The organism is uncultured Gilliamella sp. (assembly GCA_945271295.1).
Lineage (GTDB): Bacteria > Pseudomonadota > Gammaproteobacteria > Enterobacterales > Orbaceae > Gilliamella.
This window is the reverse complement of sequence record CALYPG010000022.1, coordinates 25,703-46,747: the sequence shown is the minus strand read 5'-3', so window position 1 is coordinate 46,747 and position 21,045 is coordinate 25,703. Positions and strand designations below refer to the sequence as shown.

Below are 21,045 nucleotides of genomic sequence, written 5' to 3'. Positions count from 1 at the left end.
CGGGCTCAAAACAGATATTTGTTACAACATCGCTTTGAATGCTGTGCATTTTACCGATCTTATTTATTCAGTCAATAAAAAAATTGATATAATCATCTAATTGTTCAATGTTTGTTACATTTTCAATGAATAATTCAGCGAATCCATAAAATGGTAACTAAAAACATTATTAAACACTAAATGATGATCCACAGCCACAAGTAGTTGTTGCATTAGGGTTATCAACAACAAAACGTGAACCTTGTAATCCTTCTACATAATCAATTGTACCACCGACCAAATATTGTAAACTCATCGGATCGATGACTAATGAAACTCCATTTTTTTCAATCGCAAGATCATCATCATTCACTTTTTCGTCAAAAGTAAAACCATATTGAAAGCCACTACAACCGCCGCCAGTTATATAGACTCGTAATTTTAAATTTGGGTTTTCTTCTTCAGTAACCAAAGATTTAACTTTATTTGCAGCAGCATCAGTAAAGTTAATTGGTAATGCATTGCTCATTTTTAATCTCCTAGTGCTATTTGTTATATATTATATACCTTGGAAAAAATAAAATACAAAATGAAAACTTTAATGACATAATATTTCTGATAGCTAACTTGAAATTAGCTTAATTTTATGAATAAATACAACTCTATTTTTTTACAGAGATCATTTTTATGCTAAATACTACATTTAAGTCTGAAATGCTTTATCATCAAGCATTATCAGTAATACCGGGAGGAGTCAATTCCCCTGTTAGAGCATTTAATGGTGTAGGCGGTACGCCCTTGTTCATTAAAAGAGCTGATGGTGCTTATATCTATGATGTTGATGAAAAAGCATACATTGATTATGTAGGCTCATGGGGCCCGATGATTTTAGGGCATAATGATCCTGATGTAATAAATGCTGTTATTAATGCCATACATAATGGTCTTAGCTTTGGAGCACCCACAGAAATTGAGACAAAAGTTGCTAATCTAATCACTCAGATTATGCCATCTATTGAAATGCTACGTATGGTTAATTCAGGCACAGAAGCAACCATGAGTGCTATCCGTGTGGCTCGCGGCTATACCGGGCGCGATAAAATTATTAAATTTGAAGGTTGTTATCATGGTCATGCCGATTATTTATTAGTTAAAGCCGGTTCCGGAGCACTTACGTTTGGCCACCCTACTTCACCCGGAGTCCCAAACGATTTTGTCAAACATACATTAGTCTGTGATTATAATAATCTTGATTCTGTTAAGAAACAATTTGAGCAATATCCAAATGACATTGCGGCCATCATAATAGAACCTGTGGCTGGCAATATGAATTGTGTCCCAGCAAAAAAGGAATTTTTGCAAGGCCTTAGAGATCTTTGTAATGAATATGGTGCCTTATTAATTATAGATGAAGTAATGACAGGATTTAGGGTCGCATTGGGTGGTGCGCAAGATTATTATGATATAGTCCCCGATCTTACTTGTTTAGGAAAAATCATTGGTGGAGGTATGCCTGTAGGTGCATTTGGCGGGCGAGCCGATATCATGAAACAATTAGCCCCATTAGGACCAATTTATCAAGCAGGTACTCTTTCAGGAAACCCTGTTGCCATGACTGCCGGTTATGCAACCTTAACTAAACTGATGGATGTAGGTATTTATCAAACATTAACAGATAAAACTAACCAACTTGCTGAAGGATTATTATTCGTAGCTAAACGACATAACATTCCATTAGTTATTAATCATGTGGGTGCTATGTTTGGATTATTTTTTACTTCTGCTTCTGAAGTAATCAGTTATCAAGATGTGATGAAAAGTAATATTGAATTATTCAAAAAATTCTATCATCATATGCTTGCAGAAGGAGTTTATTTTGCTCCGTCAGCATTTGAAGCAGGTTTTATGTCTATTATGCATACAGATAAAGAAGTCAATCATACCATTGATGCAGCAAATCGTTTTTTTAGTAACATTAACTGAGACAATAATACAAAGTTTTTAGATACCAATGAAGATGAAAATATTAAACGATTAAAATAGGAAAAAATATGGTTAATCCACTCAAAGAAGGTGAAAAAGCACCTCAATTTTCGTTGCCAGATCAAGATGGAGAGCAGATAAGCTTAAATGATTTTAAAGGTCAACGTGTTTTAATTTATTTTTATCCCAAAGCAATGACCCCGGGTTGTACAGTACAAGCATGTAATTTACGTGATAGTGCTGAAGAATTTAAAAAATATGAGGTAATAATTATTGGTATAAGTACAGATAAACCTGAAAAGTTATCACGTTTTATGGAAAAAGAGTTACTCAATTTCACTTTACTTTCTGATGATAACCATGAAGTATCCCAAGCTTTTGGTGCTTGGGGAGAAAAAGAATTTATGGGAAAAACCTTTGATGGTATTCACCGTATTAGTTTTTTAATTGGTAAAGATGGCAAAATTGAAAAAGTATTTAATAATTTTAAAACTAATAATCATCATGAAGTAGTATTAGACTATCTTAAAAACCAGCTAAGTTAAGTTAATACAACAAAAGCAGATTAGAAAGCTAATCTGCTTTTATTCCCTCTTGGTTAATATTATTTATTTCTTCAGATTTGGGCCAAGCATTAACAATTGCTTTTACCAAAGTGGCTAAAGGTATTGCAAAAAATATTCCCCAAAAGCCCCATAATCCACCAAATACAATTACTGATAGAATGATAACTAGTGGATGAAGATTCAATTTTTCAGAAAATAAACATGGAACAAGTAAATTACCATCTAAAGCCTGGATAATAATATAACAGAAAATTAAGTAACTAAATTCAGCATTTAATCCCCATTGAAATAGCGCTATTAATACCACTGGGATACTAGAAATAATAATACCAATATAAGGAATTAATACCGATAATCCCACGACCACCGCTAATAATAAACCATAATCTAAACCAAAATACCAAAAGGGAATATAAACACACACAGCTAAAATAATAATGTGTAATACATTTCCAACGATATAATTAGATATTTGCATATCCATTTCATTAGCGACTTTATTTAAAATAGTACGATTTTTGGGCAGGATTTTTGAACAATATTCCCATATTTTAGCTTTATCCTTAAGAAGGAAAAACATCATTATTGGGATCAGTACCGCATTGATTACTACCGAAACTAAACTAAATAAAGAAACAATAGAAAATTGTAATAAGGAATTTCCAGTTTGTACCACTCTACTGGTAATACCTTGAATGATCGAATCAAATAACCCAACATCGATTAATTCAGGATAATGTTCCGGTAAAGACATTAAAAACTTGTTAGCAAAATTTAGCATATTTGGAATATTGGTAATCAAACTGATACTTTGTTGCCAAATTAAGGGTAACAGAATCATAAAACCCGCTAATACCACCATAATAAACACCAGCAACACTAAAATAACTGCCAAAGTGCGTGGGATTTTCCTTTTGTTCAAAAAATTAACTGGGGTATCGAGTAAATAAGAAAGTACAATGGCAATTAAAACTGGTAACAATATTTTATTGAAAAAATAAATTATTAAAAACAGGAAAATAATCACAGCCATTAACGAAACCACATGCGGATCACTAAATCGTCTTTTGTACCATTCAACGAACAATTTAAACATTGCAAATACTCCTATTTTGCTATCTTTATAGTGGTTAAGTTGTGGCTAATTGAAAATTAGTTACAGTTATCATCCGGGAATATTTTGTCATTTAGCGTTTAAATCCACCTAAAATACCCCGAGTAATTCGTTTACCAATTTCATTGGCAACTTGCCTGGTGGCACTTTTGGCGACTTTTTGCGCTAATCCATCATGCTGACCACCTTTTGGACCTTGACTACCAAAAAATAATGAACCCAGAACGTCCATCCATCCCCCTGAACTTCCATTTTGTGAATCACTTTGACTATTACTAGTAGTATTAGCAGCTGTGTCGAGCGAAAAACCGGCTTTGAGTTTTTCGTAAGCAGACTCACGATCTACTGCATCTGAATATTTAGTATAGAAATAGGATTGATTAATAATTGCATTTTGTTTTTCAAGCGACATTGGTCCCATACGTGAATCAGGCGCAATCACAAATCCCCTTTCGACCATATTTGGACGCCCTTTTTCATCCAAAAATGAGATTAATGCTTCACCCACTGCCAATTCCATAATTGCTTTTTCTGAATCAAAGTTGGGATTGCTGCGCATGGTTTGTGCTGCTGCTTTTATGGCTTTTTGATCTTTCGGTGTAAAAGCACGTAATGCATGTTGTACCCGATTACCAAGCTGCCCTAAAATAGTGTCAGGAATATCGGTAGGGTTTTGGGTAACAAAATAAACACCTACGCCTTTAGAACGAATTAAACGCACCACCTGTTCTATTTTTTGCAATAATGCTGGCGAAATATCATTAAACAACAAATGTGCTTCATCAAAAAAGAAAACTAATTTTGGTTTATCCGGATCGCCAATTTCCGGAAGATGCTCAAAGAGTTCAGATAGTAACCATAATAAAAAAACAGAATATAATTTAGGGCTATTATATAATTTGCCGGCTGCTAAAATATTTACTATCCCTTGACCATCGTTATTAACGCGCAGCAGATCTTGAATATCAAGCATTGGTTCGCCTAAAAAATACTCTGCACCTTGTTGCTCAAGCGTTAATAAACTACGTTGGATTGCACCAATTGATGATGAAGAAATATTGCCATATTCGGTGGTAAACTTTTTAGCATTATCACCCACAAACTGCACTAGAGCTCGCAGATCTTTAAAATCCAGTAATTGTAAATTATTATCATCAGCAATTTTAAAGACTAATTGTAATACTCCGGATTGGGTATCATTTAAATTAAGTAATCTTGACAGTAAAATGGGGCCTATATCAGAAACTGTACTACGTACTGGTAATCCCTTCTCGCCAAACACATCCCAAAACTCAACAGGTGATGCATAAGGTTGCCAATCTGTTACACCTATACTATTGAGACGAGCTTGTAATTTTTCCGATAAAGTACCTTGTTCACCTATTCCACTAAGATCACCTTTCACGTCAGCTAAAAAAACTGGAACCCCTATCTTGGAAAAACTTTCTGCTATTTTCTGCAAAGTGACGGTTTTACCAGTTCCGGTTGCTCCGGTAATTAAACCATGACGATTGGCAAAACTTGCTAAAATGGCTAAATCTTTACCATTGCTTTTGGCGATAACGATAGATTCACTCATGGTACAAATCCTCATTAAAATTGCTATTAAAATAATTAGGAATATTGTAAGCTGAAACAGCAATAACTTCTATTTTTATTATTCTTCTAGCTTATAAGGAGCCACTATGTTTCCAGAATACCGAGAATTAATTTCTAAATTAAAAAAAACAGATTTACGTTTTCAAAAATTGTTTGATCAACATAACGAACTTGACCAAAAAATCAAAAATATTGAATCTGGGATTGCAGTGGATACTTCAGAATCAATTGAAACATTGAAAAAGCAGAAACTTAAACTAAAAGATGAAATGCATGAGATTTTAAAAAAAGCGTCTTCTTTGTAGTCATTCAATCCATTTACACTTGATAAATTAGCTTGATAAAAATATACAGTAACAAGCAAATAAACCCCAATATATGGGGGTTTATTTTTTCTTATAATATATTAACTTTCATCGATTTAACTGCTCTTGAGCCTTTTTTTGTTTACGGCTTTTGATTAGCGAAATTAAATTTTTATGTGGAGTCTTCATAATTATTTCTCCTTATTGTTATAGTTATATGACTCTAAAATAATATATATTAAATATAATATTATTGGTGCAAAAAAAAATGTCACCTCATTTATATTTATAAATATGAACTTTCCTTTATTATTGACTCAATAAGCAAACATAGTTTGATTTTCAGCCATTGATTTGTTTGCTTAAAACCATTGTCCAAAACGTTTTATATAAATACGCTTCATAAATTGAGCTACACAGCAATAACAAAGTAATGTACCTATCAACCATGGGAAGTATGACCAAGGTAATGCCTCTAAACCAATTAAGTTACCTATTGGCGAAAATGGAATATAAATACCAACAGCCATAATTAACATGGTCATTACAATAACTGGAAACGCAGCAGTACTTTGAATAAATGGAATCTTCTGCGTTCTTAGCATATGTACAACTAATGTTTGTGATAACAAACCTTCAATGAACCAACCTGAGTGGAATAGTGATTGAGCTTCAATATTATTGGCACTAAACACAAACCACATTAATACATAAGTTGTAATATCGAAAATAGATGAAGTTGGACCAATCCAAATCATGAAACGACCAATATTTGGCGCATCCCATTTACGCGGTTTTTGTATAAACTCTTCATCCATTTTGTCCCATGGTAATGAGAGTTGCGAAATATCATACAGTAAATTTTGTATTAGTAAATGAATTGCTAGCATTGGTAAAAATGGTAGGAACGCGCTAGCAACTAATACTGAAAAAATATTACCGAAATTAGAACTTGCTGTCATATTAAGATATTTCATAATATTACCAAAGGTTTCACGACCACAAATCACACCTTCTTCTAATACCATCAAGCTTTTTTCTAGCAAAATGATATCTGCTGACTCTTTAGCAATATCTGTTGCTGTATCAACTGAAATACCCACATCAGAATCACGTAATGCAGGAGCATCATTAATACCGTCACCCAAGAAACCAACCGTATGACCATTATCTTGCAATAACCGAATAATACGTGATTTTTGTAATGGTGTCAGTTTGGCAAAAATCGTACGTTGTTCAATTTGTTCTTTAAGTTCAACATCGTCCATTTGTTCAATTTCAGTACCTAGCAGTGGGACTCCTGGTTCTAATCCAACTTCACGGCAAACTTTGATGGTAATGATTTCGTTATCTCCGGTTAGGACTTTAACGCCAACACCATGTTCATTTAATGCTGAAATTGCCTCATAAGCACTTTCTTTTGGTGGATCTAAGAAAGTTAAAAAACCACGTATTGCCAGTTCTTTTTCATCTTTTACACTATATTGTTTTTTAGTCTGTGCAGCTGGTATCTGTTTAATGCCAACCGCCAAAACTCTAAAACCATCTTTATTGTAATTGTGAGCTAAGGCGATTAGATTTTGTCTACGCTGTTCATCTAAGGGTAAATACTCACCGTTTAAATACACATGGCTGGCAATTGACAGCATTTCCTCAACGGCGCCTTTACAGATCATTAAATGATTATCATCACCATTTTGCACCACTACGGATAAACGTCGACGCACAAAATCAAATGGCAATTCATCAATCTTATTATAGTGCCCTACACCAATTTTTTTAATGGTGGTTTTTTCTTCAGCAAAACGGATAATCGCTTTATCCATTAGGTTTTTCATACCACTTTGGTAATAGCTATTTAACCATGCTAGTTCTAAAACTGATGGATCGATTTGACCATTAATATCTAGGTGATGTTCTAAAATGATCTTATCTTGAGTTAAGGTACCGGTTTTATCAGTGCAAAGCACATCCATGGCGCCAAAATTTTGAATGGCGTTTAAACGTTTAACCACTACTTTGCGTTTAGCCATAGCTACCGCGCCTTTAGCCAGATTGGCACTAACGATCATTGGTAACATTTCAGGGGTTAAGCCTACCGCAACTGCAAGCGCAAACAATGTTGCTTCACCCCAGTCACCTTTAGAAAAACCATTAATCAACAGTACAATTGGTACCATAATTAACATAAATCGGATTAACAACCAGCTAACACTGTTAACACCACGATCAAATGAAGTTTCTGCTCGTGAGCCGACAATAGATTTTGCTAGGGTACCAAAATGAGTATCAGCACCGGTTGCAACTACAACAGCTTTGGCTGTGCCACTCACAACGTTAGTACCCATAAAGCACACGTTATTTACATCTAAAACATTATCTTTAGTGATTTCCGACACATCGACTTCGTCGGTAGTTTTTTGTGACACGGCGCCTAAGGTGTCATACTTTTCTACCGGGATAGATTCGCCGGTTAACACGGCTTGACTAACAAACAAATCTCGTGATTCAATTAAACGGATATCGGCAGGAATCATATCCCCAGCGGATAGATAAACAATATCTCCTGGTACGATTTCATTTAACGGGATTTCTATTTTTTCAGGGCTCATATCTTTATGGGCACGTCGTAACACTGTTGCAGTGGTACGAATCATAGATTTCAGTGCTTCGGCCGCTCTATTCGATCTGAATTCTTGCCAAAACCGTAATAAACCACTGAGTGCTACCATAGTAACAATGATGATAATACTAGTAACATCGGTATCTTCACCTTGTTGTAATGGTAGCCAATAGTCGGTAACAAAACTAACACTAGCTAGCACTAATAATACAAAAATAAATGGATTATTAAATGCCATTAATAATTGCATAAATACTGATGGTACCTTTTCCCTAGCTACTTCATTTTTACCATATGTTTCCAAATGTGATTTAGCGGTTTCCTGAGTTAACCCGGAAAGATTGGATTGAAATTTCGATAAAATGCTATCAAGACTATTTTGCGCCTCACGAATAGCTTTTATTTCTAATTTAGTTTCTGTCATATTTTTTGATGTGTTTTTGGTCATCATATGTACCTATACTTATATATTTTTTAGACAAAAGATTGCTGACCCATAATTAACGCAGTAATTATAAGTAAGTAAAATTGGTGATAAGCTAAAAATTTATTGCATGGCAAAGCTAGCTGATGAAGCTATTGCTCAATATAAATTAGCCAATAAAAAAATTATTTAAGATTTAGATACAACTTGGGGGTTCTAAATGTTTTTCAGAAAGATATAAAACACAAAACAATAAAGATTGTGCAAAATAATGTTTTGAATTTGTGTGATAGCGTGTAAAAAATTGCATATCGTTCACCATTACCGTTTTTATCAAATTCGGTTTGTGAACTGAAAAAATGGATATTCCGACAGGTTCAGTAACCGATTGTGATTTGTTTGAATTTATCTCCCCACCTATTGGGGTGACCCGATTGAGCGTCCATATGTCTCCTATATATTTGAACTCAACACTTTGTATTTCAACTTTTCTTAGCCCTCATTTTTAACCACCTTTTATAGTTAAAAAAGTAAGAAAAGCTCAAAGGCGGGCAATTTATACGCCTTTAGGAATAAGAAGTCAACTGTTAATCTCGAATAAAATAAGTGATTGAGTGAAAAAAGCACGTTTCGCTTTCAAAATAGCGTATTAGTATATAATTAATACAAGTATAATTAATATAAGTTATAATTCATCGTTACTTTTATATCTCATATTTTTTAATGAAACTTGTAAAATTATTAAAAAAAATGAATGAAAAAATACGGTAAAAGCCATTAATATTTTAAACATAGTAACATTACAATTTATTGCATTCTAAGTTTAAAGATAAAAACGAAAAAACTGCAAGTCAATTTTTTATATCTTTCGTAAACAATATATGGGTTAAGTTTTAATATTCAATCGTGTATTTTTTAGCTGATTAACTAAATTGAAAAGTGATATATTTAATTGTTGCATGAATTGTTGATATGAAAACTCCTTTTTACTAATTTCTTCTAATTGTAATTCCCAATGTGCTGTCATATCAGGTGTAGACATAATATCAGGTAATGCTAAAATTAGGTTTCGTCCTACTATTGTTGAGCGAATTGATTTTCCTTGCCGAGTTAGAAATTGACGTTTGAATAAAAGTTCAATAATTCCGGCTCTCGTTGCCTCAGTGCCTAAACCATCAGTTTCGCGGAGTATTTTCTTGATATCAGGATCTTTAACAAAACGAGCTATACCAGTCATAGCCGAAAGTAAAGTTGCATCGGTAAATGGTCTAGGCGGTTGAGTTTCTTTGCTAATTAATTCAGCATCTAAACACTGTACTGTTTCCCCCTTTTTGACCAATTTTGTTAATAATGCATTACCTTCATCATTATCTACGTCACTATCAATTTTAATGCTTTTAGTTTTAAACAGGACTTTCCAACCTTCATCAAGCATTTGGTTAGCTTTAGAAACAAATTTTCCACCCTGAATATCCACATCAATTTGTAATTCAGCATATTTATAAACTGGGTAAAATTGAGCTAAATATTGTATTGCAATAACTTGATAAACGATTTTTTCATTATCTGTTAGATTCTCCATTTTTGCTTTGCGTAAAGTAGGAATAATGGCATGATGTGCTTCCACTTTTTTGTCATTCCAAGCTTTAGAGCGTAAATCAAAATTGGCATTAGCTATGGCTGTTTGTAACTCTGAACAGTTATTTTCAATCGCTAATTTTACACCATTAACCTGTTTCAAATGCTCTTCTGGTAAAAAACGACAATCCGATCTTGGATAAGTGATCAATTTATGTTTTTCATATAACGACTGACAAATATCGAGAACATCTTGAGCACTTAAACTACATTTTTTTGCCATTTCAATTTGTAATGCAGATAAATTAAAAGGTAACGGTGGTGCTAATTCTTTCTTTTTATTGCTTACTTTATCAATCGTACCTACTTGATTTTTAATTCGTTGACACACATTTTCAGCTAGCCCTTTAACTAATACCCTGCCTTCTTCATCTTGATAAGGTGCACAAGCTTCACTGGGTTGCCATTTAGCCTTAAAGGTTTCATTGTTTTTAGTTTCTAAAACGGCATAAACTTCGTAAAAGGGTTTGGGAACAAATTGTTCAATCTCTAAATCACGCCTTACGACTAAACCAAGAATTGGTGTCTGCACTCGCCCAATAGATAAAACCCCACGATAACCATTTTTTTGACCAACAATAGTACAAAGCCGACTCATATTTATTCCATATAACCAATCAGCTCTTGCCCTAGCTAATGCAGAAATGGATAGTGGTACAAAATCTTGATTACTACGCAAATATTGGATGGATTTTTCCACAGCGCTAGCATTTAAATCGCTAATTAAACAGCGTTTAATTGATTTACGTTTATCAGCTGATAATTGACAATAATTTAATACTTCATCAACCAATAATTGCCCTTCTCTATCTGGATCTCCGGCATGAACGATTTGATCGGCAGACTTAATCAAATCAACTAAAACGTTAAACTGTTTATTAGTGTTATTTTTCGGCAATAAGATCCATTTATCAGGCACAATGGGTAAATCGTCAAGCAACCATTTTTTATAACGCGCATCATAAACCTCGGGAGTTGCTTGCTCCAATAAGTGTCCTATACACCAACTAACCACATCACCATTGCTAGCTTTGATAAAACCATTACCCTTTTGATGTGGTTTAGGTAACACATCGGCAATAGCCCTAGCTAGACTAGGTTTTTCGGCGATAAATAAACGATAAGATTGATTAGATTGCATAAATGTCTAGTTTTAATTAAAAGTTGCAAACAACTGAAAATCCCTTTTTGACAAAATTTGAAAATAGAACTTGATAACTATTGTTTAATAAAAAGTTAGTAAAATGTTTGGTCTCAACACTATAAAGTAACATACTTTTTAATTCACATTTACCCATAAAACCATTCACTTCATCATAACCATTTTTTAAACTTTAACCAAATCACAGAACCTACACAAATAGCAATTATCAACAATACCAATCCTACAAAAGACCAATGTTGTTCATTGTAAGGAATACCAGCTAAATTCACTCCAAGTAAACTAGTTAGAAAAGTAATTGGCGTAAATATAATAGTAAACAATGACATTAAATAAATGCGTTTATTGGTAGATTCGGCCAAAAAACTATTAATTTGTTCCATTATTGAAGCAATACGCAGTAAACAACTGTCAATATCTGAGACATAATGGTTCTGCTGATTTGATATATCGTGCAACCGCTGGCGATCATTGTCGTCAATCCAAGAAATTCTTTCGGTCGAAATTTTAACAAAAATATCCCGTTGCGGTGATAATAAGCGGCGTAAAACAATTAATTGTTTACGGACACGACCTATTTCTTTATGCGAAAAGATTCGTTGATTTAAAACTAAATCTTCAAGTTTAACAATTTTATTGTGTACACTATCAAATGATAGATTAACTTGATCACTGATTAACTCAGATACTTGAATTAACCAATCTGCCACATCAACCGGTCCAATACCTTTTTCTAAATTCTCTTTTAATTGCGTTATCGCATCAATTTGTTGATGTCTAGCAGATATAATTAAGTTATCAGTAATATAGAATCGGAAAGTCACAATTGGATCGGGCAATTCATTAGGTATATAATTTACCCCTTTTAAAACTACTAAAATTCCAGAATCAAAACGGATTTCTTTGGAAATTTGATTAGTTTTAATCAATTCTGTTTTAACTAAATCAGGAATCAAATCGGTTGAATTTATCCAATTGATTGTTTCAGTTTTAGCAAAATCTAAATGGATCCAACACGGTTGTTGCACCGAAGCTTCGCTTTCTTTATTTAATGAAATTGCTTTTCCTTTACCATCTAATTGACAACTAAAAACCGGTTCAGAGGCTAAAAAACGTGAAACCGGAACAACTTCAATACTATCTACGTTAGCCATAATGTATCACCATTAGATTAATTTTTGATAATTATATACCTAAATTGCATCAAAATGCAGTGACAGATAGTGGCTAATTTGTCTTATGGATTTAAATAAATTTGAGGAACTAAATTATTACTAGGATGAAAAAAAATACCTAATTCTACGCCATACCATTGGTTAATATTATATTCAGTCAATACTTCGACAGGTGTTCCTTGTTCAACAATCTTTCCCTGACTAAGTAATAGTATTTTGTCAGCATATAATGCGGCTAAATTTAAATCATGTAAAATGCAACATACCGCCAAATTTTGTTTGTTCGCTAATTGTTTCAGTAATCGCAACGTATGTTGTTGATGATATAAATCAAGTGCGGATGTAGGCTCGTCTAAAAAGAGTAATTTTTCCGCTGGTTCTGGCTGCCATAATTGTGCTAACACTCGTGCCAATTGTACTCGTTGTTGCTCTCCACCAGATAAACTACGATAATCGCGATCAGCTAATTTTAAACAATCTGTTTGTTGCATAGTCTCATTGATTGCTTCCACAGCGTACGCTTTACCATAAGGTGAACGCCCCATAGCAACAACTTCTTTAACTTTAAATGGAAAAGATAATTGACTCTGTTGCAACATTACCGTTCTTATTTTCGCCAATTGCTTAGTTGACCATTGGGATAATGGCTTATTTAGTAAATAGCATTCACCTGAAGACGGCGGTTGAAATCCAGTTAATAAACGTAATAAGGTTGATTTGCCGGCACCATTAGGCCCAATAATCACTACGATTTCACCAGCTTTGATATTTAAAGACACATCATCAATTAAAGTTCGAGTTTTACAATGAAAAGTTAAATGTTTAGCGGTTAACATATACAAATTCCATCTATTATTTATGCCTTAAAATCAGCCAGAGGAAATAAGGGCCACCAATTAAACTAGTAAAAAGTCCAACAGGAATTTCAGTTGGAGCAATTACTGTTCTGGCTAACGTATCGGCTAATAGTAATAAACAAGCACCACCTAGCGCTGAACCTGGTAATAACCAGCTATGATTAGCACCAATACGTAACCTGATCATATGCGGCACCACTAAGCCAACAAAAGCAATAATGCCACTTACTGCGACAGATGTGCCAATAAGTACCGAAGAGAGTAACAATAAATATCGTTTTATACGTTGTACATTAACACCGAGATAATGAGCATCTTCATCGCCAAGTTGTAAAATATTGAGTTGCTGAGAAAGTTTAAATACACAAATTAATGACGGTATGATAAGCGACATCGCTACAAATACCAGATCCCAAGAACCTTTGCCTAAATGCCCCATTGACCATAAAGATAATTGGCGTAATTGGGATTCATCACTGATGTAACTCAAAAAGCCCATTATTGCGCCAATAATTGCATTAATTGCTACGCCTAATAATATCATTTTAGCCAAATTACATTGCTCATTGAGACTATAAATATAAATCAATAAACAAATAAACAAACTACCTACAAAAGCAGCAATCATCTTGCCATATAACATAATAATTGGAGGAAATATTGCAGGAAATATAATAGTCAAACCGACTACTAAACTGGCACCACTACTAATCCCTAATAATCCAGAATCAGCTAATGGATTTCGAAATAAACCTTGCATTACCGCACCAGATGTAGCGAGTGCCATCCCAACAATTACTGCCAATACAATTCGTGGTAAACGTATATTTAACCAAATATTAAACAATGGATCTTCGAATGACATATTGAATAAATGTGAAAAAGATAGTTTCAAAGCACCTGTATTAGCTGAATAAATTATTAGCACTAAAAGAAGAGCAAGCAACCCCCACAACAATAAACGATGATTACAATTCCGCACCCAAAGACCTCGTTACTAATTTCAATTTAATCATATAATTATATATACTAATAGTTTATTACTAGATCGGGTTCAATAACACTATAGACACGATTATCAAGTTGTTGGTCATCGATTTTTTTAATAATTAATTTTGCCAGTTCAGTTCGATGAATAAAACCATGTACCTCTTGTTGGTAATAGCAACAGCCATTACCGGTTGCATCACCATCAACTAGGCCACCTGGCCTTAAAATTAAGTAATTTAATTTACTGGTTTGTAACCATACTTCAGCCAAGGATTTTTCTCTTACTGCCTGACCAAATGCTTGTTTAGCCCGGGTTGATAAAGTTGGCCATGAATCGCCACAGCCCAATGAGGTAACTAATACCATTTGTTTAATACCAACTTGTTCAGCGCAATCAATTATAATCCGCTGTGCAATATAATTACCGGTACTGCCACCTAAAGTCGAAATAATCGTTGCGTCAGCACCAGCTAAATCACATAGTTTTTTTACTGTCGAAACATCACTGGCATCACCAACATGTGCCTCAATCCCTTGTTGCAGTAGTTGTTGAGCAAAATCGGCGTCACGGACTAAAACAATACAACGCCATTTTGGTTGGCATTGTATTGCTAATTGAGAAATTTGATAGCCAGTCCCCAATTTAGGACTCACACCAAAAATTAATAATGTTTTCATATTGTTTTTACTTAGCTAAGTTTTTTACTAATGTTCTATATTTTTCTAATTGTTCTGTTTTTAATTGATGTTTATCATCTCGACCAACAAAAATTTTAAACATTGATTGTCCGGCATGATTAAGGAAAATAATTGATGCGGTAGACATTTTCATAAATGTTCGTTCAATAAAAGCAATATATTGACAATGCTCAGCTCTAATGTGACCACTCAATCCTTTTTGATGACGCAAATTAAAATATTTATCACTATGTTTGCCCGGAGGTAATTCACCTGATATTTCAGCAATAATATCTCCAGAATGAATCAAAAACATCACGTCACCCCAAGTTGAAACCTCACTCCAAACCGTATCAAAATTGTTGCCATCTACTATTGTTGCATTTGGTAAAGCTTGAATAACTTGAGTCAATGTAACTTGATGATCTTGAGCTATTTTTTCTAATAATTCCTCAGGATTATTTTGCATATATTCGGTTAATTTTTTATTAAAAGTTTGTTTATCTACCATAATAATATCCTTTAATTGGGTAACGTTGTTTTAATAGTTTGTTTATGTGGGTGCGTTGATGGCATAGCATGATTAGGTGGCATTGATGGTTTTTTTTGTGCCATTTGTTTTTGCATTTCAATATATTCAGGATTATTAAGTTGTAATAACAGTTGTTGTAATGCTTGTAAAATATTACTCGACCAAAAACGCCCTGATAGCGTTAAATTCATACAACGATCCTGATCTTGCAATAAGCCAACTTGATGCCATTGTTTTATTAATGGATCAAATAATTCACTACGAGTAGTTAATTTGGTCAAATCAACTCTACCCTTCTCTATACCTGCTTGTAATTGATGTAACCAATCACCTAATAAGGATTTACCGGTTAACATCATCAAAGGTTTCTTACCTTGATCTAAAAGTGCATAATAAGGAGTTAAATCTCGATGCAGCATAAATGACTGACCACCTAATCGACCCCCTGCACAAGAACCGAAAGCAAAAAAATTCGAACCTTGCTTAATCAAAGAATTATATAAGTTACGTTCACGCGTCGTTTTAGCCCAATGCGCATTAGTTAAATGCGCCCAGCCTTGTTTGCTCAAGAACTTGGCACCTTGATGATAAAAATCACATTTATCTGTAACAGATGGTAAGTTTATCCGCTGATTTGCAACCCCTTTGGCTAGAGGTGTAGTAGGTAATAAGTTAAGAGAGTAAAGGTCTACCCCATCTAATGGTAAATCATTGGCAATTTGTAAATCCTGTTGCCAAGTATCATAATCTTGATTGGGTAATCCAAACATTAAATCGCAAACTAATGCCACACTATCGCGCGATGCAATACGCTCAAAATTCTGAATAATTTGTTGTTCTGTAGATTGCCGACCTAATCTTTGTCTAATTTTAGTATTAAATGTTTGGATACCGATCGAAAAACGATTAGCTCCAGCTTCAATATAACTATCCACTCGATCATCATCAAAATCGGAAATACGACCTTCAACCGTAATTTCACAATCAGGTGCTAACGGCGCTTTTTGTTTTAGATAACTAATAACTCGCCCTAATTGACCTGCGGCTAAAGCCGAAGGCGTGCCTCCGCCAAAATAGATAGCATGAATGGGTCCCGATTGCATAGCCTGATTATTTATTTCAAGTGATATTTCTTGTAATAAATAATCAATATAAATTTTAGTATCAAATTTTCGTAAAGGATTTTGATAAAAACCACAGAATTGGCAATGAATATCACAAAAAGGAATGTGTATGTATATTAATCTTTTTTTCCCAGATAAGTTATTGCTTTGTATTGTTTCCCAATTTTTATCAATTTCTTGAGGGTTAAGTGGCAAGCTTGCTTGCAAAGGCATTACAGCCCAACGGTCTTTAAAAGGTAAAACTGAATTTAAAGCATAATATGAGCTGACGTCTAATGATTCCATAACAACAATTCTTATATCTATATATCCTTTATAAATTAAATAATAATTATTATCGTTTATCAATGTTTTTATTTGTTTTTTTTAAACTAATAGGAAAATTAATTGGTTAAATCTATTGTTAACTATTTAATTAATTACTAATAATTATAAAAAAAGTAATGAGTTAATAATAAATCGAAGTTTATTGTAAATCAAATAATGTAACTAAATGTAATTAGTAAAAAATTTGAACACACTTTATTGATAATAGTTATTATTTTCAATATTATATTCTGGTGCTATTCTAAAAGGTAATAAATAAGGAAATAAATAATGAAGAAAAAAATTATTGCACAAATAAGTTTGTTTTGGTTAATTTTCGCCTTTAATAGTATGGCTAACTATAGTCCAACTAATGAAAGAATTGTTGTCGCAGGGGGTTCCTTAACTGAAATTGTTTTTGCTCTTGGGGCTGGAGATCAAGTCGTTGGTGTCGATAAAACGAGTAATTATCCAGACACAACAAAACAGCTACCACAAATAGGATATTGGAAATTATTGAATGTTGAGGGAATATTATCGCTGTCACCTTCTCTTTTTATTACTTTAAATGATGTCGAACCAGAAAATGTTATAAATCAAATAAATCAAGCTAAAGTTGATGTATTAACTTTACAACGCGTACCAGGAACCCTTGATTTACTTTATAGTAATATTGAAAAAATATCAGCTAGGTTAAATAAACAAGCAGAAGGGAAACAATTAATCAGCAAAATACAAAACAACCTTTCTGAACTTCAAAAAAAAATCTTAACTCATCCAAATAAAGCTAAAATATTATTCCTTATGAGTATGGGGGGAACAAATTCTGTAGCTGGTAAAAATACTACAGCTGATGCGTTAATCACCATTGCAGGTGGTGAAAATCTTGCTACTCACACAAGTTATAAAAGCTATACTGCTGAATCAATAATTGCAATGAATCCTGAAGTCATTGTACTAAACACTTATTCAATTGATCAATTAGGAGGAATAGATAAGATCAACACCATACCTGGAATAACCGAAACCGCAGCTTTTAAAAATCACAGAATTATTACTATAGATGATAGCTATCTTTTTGGCATTGGGCCAAGAATTGATGAAGTAGCTAATATACTTTATCAAGGTTTTTATCAAGATTAATTTATAATTTGTAACTTATTATTTTGAAAAATAATTTGATGATAATGCCGAATATAAAAGTTAGAAATTATGTGATTATTTATTATAACCAATTGAAAAGATTATTTATTTTATTATGTGTTAAAGGATAAAAATGTTCAATTTTATAAATTCAAAAAAAACAAGTATTTTAAGCTTAAGTTTAGGTTTAACATTTGTTGTACCTGTTATAGCAATTGAAAAACCTGATGATGAAAAAAAGATCAAAGATACAATAACAGTAACCGCTCAAGTTGAGTCCAAAGAACCCGGTTCCAAAACTGAAATATCGGAACATGACATTCGACGAAATGGTGGAACCAATTTTGGTACAATTATGCGTTATCAACCGCTTATTTCTGCTCCAGGAAGTATCTCTGGTTCAGGTAGTGGTAAGAGCAGTTGGGATAGAAGTGGATTTACTGGCTATAATATTCGCGGTTTGGATGCAAACCGAGTATCAATTGATATTGATGGTATGCCCTTACCTATTGCTCAAGGACGAGTTAACTCTGTCGGACGTGCAGGCTTTGGTTCTTATGGTATTGGTCGTGATTACCTTGATACCTATATGTACAATAAAGTAGATATTCAATCTGGAGCGACTTCGGTTAGCAATGCAAACAACGCACTGGGTGGTTCCGTTTCGTTCCAAACAAAATCTGCAAATTATTATCTTTACCCTGGTAAAACAAGTTATTTTGGTTTCCAAAATAATTATGATAGTGCTGATAGAAGTTACCATCAAGGTTTAACCATGGCAGCAGGAGATGACTATCTTAATGGTATTTTAGTGCTAAGTCGTCGTGATGGTCAACAAACACGAAATCATGGCGATTCCATCAGTAGTTATCCAGAAAATTGGCATTCTAATTCAATATTAGCTGGATTTGGTTGGCAAATGACTGATGAGCATTTATTAAATGCCACCATTGATTTTAATAGCAAAACTAAAAACTCCCATTATGATACCTGGGATCAAAAAGGGAAAAAGGTTGAATCGTTTGATCATCAACGCAGTAAAAATAACCGCTTTAACTTAGCCATCAAAGATCAATGGCAACCAACTAATATCAACTGGATTGACAGTCTAACTACTCAGTTTAATTACCAAAGAACTAATGTTTATGATAATACTGATCTGCATTCAAAAGCTCATGGAAATTATAATATTCAAACTCATTATAATACCAAAGCTTACAACTTTATTACCACATTATTAAAAAGCACAGATAATCATAGAATTAGCGCTGGTTTGAATGGTAAATGGAGCGAAGATGAATCACCTTTTTATACTTCTGCCAAACCAAGATATGGTATGATTTTCCCTGATGGTGATTATGCAAAACCTCAAGCAGATAGCCGTACTTATCAGTTAGGTGGTTTCTTTGAAGATCGCATTAGCTTCAAAATTAAAGATAGCAATAATTACTATATAGTGCCTGGTGTAAGAGCGGTATATCAAAAGACAAAACCGCGTAACCTTGAAAATATGTCAGTCACAAAAATAAATGCCTCACAATTAGGTAAACAGTACAAAAGCAATAGTGATTTTAAACTGTTACCATCATTAGCATTAATGTATGACTTAAAACCTAATTTAACTGCTTATCTACAATATAAACGTAGTGCCCAAATGCCAAATCAGAATCAATTGTACGGTTCTTATTTAGCGCATAGCACCATGTATTTATTAGTCGGTGATTCAAATCTAAAAACTGAAACAAGTGATAATTTTGAATTAGGTTTAAAAGGACAACCAGTTGCCGGTATTACATTCTCCTCTGCTGCATTTTATAATAAATACAAAGATTTTATTGCCTATACACGTTATCGTAAAAACTTTGTAGGAACTGGAAATCGCTTAGTGTATCAAGCTGAAAATCGTGATAAAGCTTATATCTATGGTGCAGAATTAAGCAGTGAATTTAACCTCGGTACTTGGTTTGAATCAGTTAATGGGTTAAGTGCACGATTCGCAATTGGTTATAACCAAGGTAAATCTAAATCAAGTTATTTAGGCGATAAATATATTGAAATGGATTCCATCGCGCCAATGAAAACAACAATTGGTTTAGCATGGGATGATCCAAGTAAAATTTATGGTTTATCACTAATTTCGACCTTCCAAAAAGGTAAAAAAGCAGAATCAAATAACCGCAATTCATATAATAATGATGGAAAACCTATTACTGATTCAAATGATGAGTACTTCAGAATAGCAGGACATGGAATTTTTGATCTTACTGGTTATGTTAACATAACCAAAAACATAAAATTAAGTGGTGGTATTTATAATCTTACCAACCAAAAATATTGGGATTACTTAAGTAATAACAAATTATACCGTACCTCAGATCACAAATACCTTGAAATGTTTACTGCTCCTGGCAGGACATTCCAGTTAGGTTTAGATATCGATTTTTAGGTTAACAATTAAAAGAATTAGTGTTTTAACTAGTTGACCAATAGTACTTAACCCGCTAAAGCGGGTTAATTTGTTTTATAATTACTCGATAATAAGAAAAATTGTTTTAAATTATAATGTTATATATGTTACTTTTAATTCTTTTATTTATTATTTCTGTATTACCTAAAATTATTATTCAATTCTAAAAAATTTCTTCATCTCTACTATTATTCAATCTGGGTTAATAAATAATTATTTAAGATGCAATGAGTTTATTATTAGCTAAACTAACTTTGTTATGAAAAATATTACTATAATTATTTTCCTATACTAAAGTAGTTAAATAAAACATAATCTCAAGAAATATCACATGTAATATTTACATGTGATATTTTTATGTTAATATAAAATTCTACTAA

Annotated in this window: 15 protein-coding genes and 1 pseudogene; 5 read left to right on the top strand and 11 right to left on the bottom strand. The window is 33.2% G+C overall.

The window, feature by feature from the left end:
• Positions 1 to 169: 169 nt before the first annotated feature.
• Positions 170 to 508 carry an iron-sulfur cluster insertion protein ErpA gene (erpA, locus tag Q0K76_RS10405; RefSeq protein ID WP_294615405.1) on the bottom strand — a complete coding sequence of 113 codons (339 nt, stop codon included), beginning with the start codon at positions 506 to 508 and terminating at the stop codon, positions 170 to 172.
• Between the two features lie 158 nt (positions 509 to 666).
• Here erpA and hemL point away from each other — a divergent pair, with 158 nt between their 5' ends.
• On the top strand, positions 667 to 1,962 hold the full coding sequence (gene hemL, locus Q0K76_RS10400) for a glutamate-1-semialdehyde 2,1-aminomutase (RefSeq protein WP_294615403.1): 1,296 nt from the start codon (positions 667 to 669) through the stop codon (positions 1,960 to 1,962).
• 68 nt (positions 1,963 to 2,030) lie between these two features.
• Complete coding sequence (gene bcp / locus Q0K76_RS10395; protein WP_294615401.1) at positions 2,031 to 2,507, top strand: thioredoxin-dependent thiol peroxidase; 477 nt, start codon at positions 2,031 to 2,033, stop codon at positions 2,505 to 2,507.
• Positions 2,508 to 2,535: 28 nt separating this feature from the next.
• On the opposite strand, the gene Q0K76_RS10390 is transcribed toward bcp, so the two are convergent.
• Together Q0K76_RS10390 and Q0K76_RS10385 are read right to left on the bottom strand one after the other, a co-directional pair.
• Positions 2,536 to 3,624, bottom strand: coding sequence for an AI-2E family transporter (locus Q0K76_RS10390; RefSeq protein WP_294615399.1), 1,089 nt, complete (start codon positions 3,622 to 3,624; stop codon positions 2,536 to 2,538).
• Positions 3,625 to 3,715: 91 nt separating this feature from the next.
• A complete protein-coding gene (locus Q0K76_RS10385; protein WP_294615397.1) occupies positions 3,716 to 5,221 on the bottom strand; it encodes a helicase HerA-like C-terminal domain-containing protein in 1,506 nt (501 codons plus the stop codon).
• 106 nt (positions 5,222 to 5,327) lie between these two features.
• Between Q0K76_RS10385 and Q0K76_RS10380 the strand changes: the two genes are divergently transcribed.
• Positions 5,328 to 5,546, top strand: coding sequence for a DUF465 domain-containing protein (locus Q0K76_RS10380; protein ID WP_294615395.1), 219 nt, complete (start codon positions 5,328 to 5,330; stop codon positions 5,544 to 5,546).
• A 362-nt stretch (positions 5,547 to 5,908) separates the two neighbouring features.
• Here Q0K76_RS10380 and mgtA read toward each other — a convergent pair whose 3' ends face one another.
• The 8 genes and pseudogenes from mgtA to hutW all read right to left on the bottom strand — a co-directional run.
• Positions 5,909 to 8,617 (bottom strand): magnesium-translocating P-type ATPase, encoded by a 2,709-nt coding sequence (gene mgtA / locus Q0K76_RS10375; RefSeq protein ID WP_294615393.1) that lies wholly within the window; start codon positions 8,615 to 8,617, stop codon positions 5,909 to 5,911.
• A gap of 862 nt (positions 8,618 to 9,479) precedes the next feature.
• Positions 9,480 to 11,372 carry a DNA topoisomerase III gene (locus Q0K76_RS10370; RefSeq protein WP_294615391.1) on the bottom strand — a complete coding sequence of 631 codons (1,893 nt, stop codon included), beginning with the start codon at positions 11,370 to 11,372 and terminating at the stop codon, positions 9,480 to 9,482.
• Between the two features lie 173 nt (positions 11,373 to 11,545).
• Positions 11,546 to 12,547: a zinc transporter ZntB gene (zntB, locus tag Q0K76_RS10365; protein WP_294615389.1), complete on the bottom strand. Its 1,002-nt coding sequence runs from the start codon at positions 12,545 to 12,547 to the stop codon at positions 11,546 to 11,548.
• Between the two features lie 83 nt (positions 12,548 to 12,630).
• Positions 12,631 to 13,404, bottom strand: a complete 774-nt coding sequence (locus Q0K76_RS10360) for a heme ABC transporter ATP-binding protein (RefSeq protein WP_294615387.1) — start codon at positions 13,402 to 13,404, stop codon at positions 12,631 to 12,633.
• 16 nt (positions 13,405 to 13,420) lie between these two features.
• Positions 13,421 to 14,407 carry an iron ABC transporter permease gene (locus Q0K76_RS10355; protein WP_294615385.1) on the bottom strand — a complete coding sequence of 329 codons (987 nt, stop codon included), beginning with the start codon at positions 14,405 to 14,407 and terminating at the stop codon, positions 13,421 to 13,423.
• Between the two features lie 47 nt (positions 14,408 to 14,454).
• A complete protein-coding gene (locus Q0K76_RS10350; protein WP_294615383.1) occupies positions 14,455 to 15,093 on the bottom strand; it encodes an NAD(P)H-binding protein in 639 nt (212 codons plus the stop codon).
• Positions 15,094 to 15,100: 7 nt separating this feature from the next.
• Positions 15,101 to 15,604 (bottom strand): heme utilization cystosolic carrier protein HutX, encoded by a 504-nt coding sequence (gene hutX / locus Q0K76_RS10345; RefSeq protein ID WP_294615381.1) that lies wholly within the window; start codon positions 15,602 to 15,604, stop codon positions 15,101 to 15,103.
• 146 nt (positions 15,605 to 15,750) lie between these two features.
• A pseudogene (gene hutW, locus Q0K76_RS10340) lies at positions 15,751 to 17,034 on the bottom strand (heme anaerobic degradation radical SAM methyltransferase ChuW/HutW); the annotation flags it as partial.
• Between the two features lie 312 nt (positions 17,035 to 17,346).
• Between hutW and Q0K76_RS10335 the strand changes: the two are divergent.
• Positions 17,347 to 18,198 (top strand): ABC transporter substrate-binding protein, encoded by an 852-nt coding sequence (locus Q0K76_RS10335; RefSeq protein WP_294615377.1) that lies wholly within the window; start codon positions 17,347 to 17,349, stop codon positions 18,196 to 18,198.
• 133 nt (positions 18,199 to 18,331) lie between these two features.
• Positions 18,332 to 20,644 carry a TonB-dependent receptor gene (locus Q0K76_RS10330; RefSeq protein WP_294615375.1) on the top strand — a complete coding sequence of 771 codons (2,313 nt, stop codon included), beginning with the start codon at positions 18,332 to 18,334 and terminating at the stop codon, positions 20,642 to 20,644.
• The last annotated feature ends 401 nt before the right edge of the window (positions 20,645 to 21,045 follow it).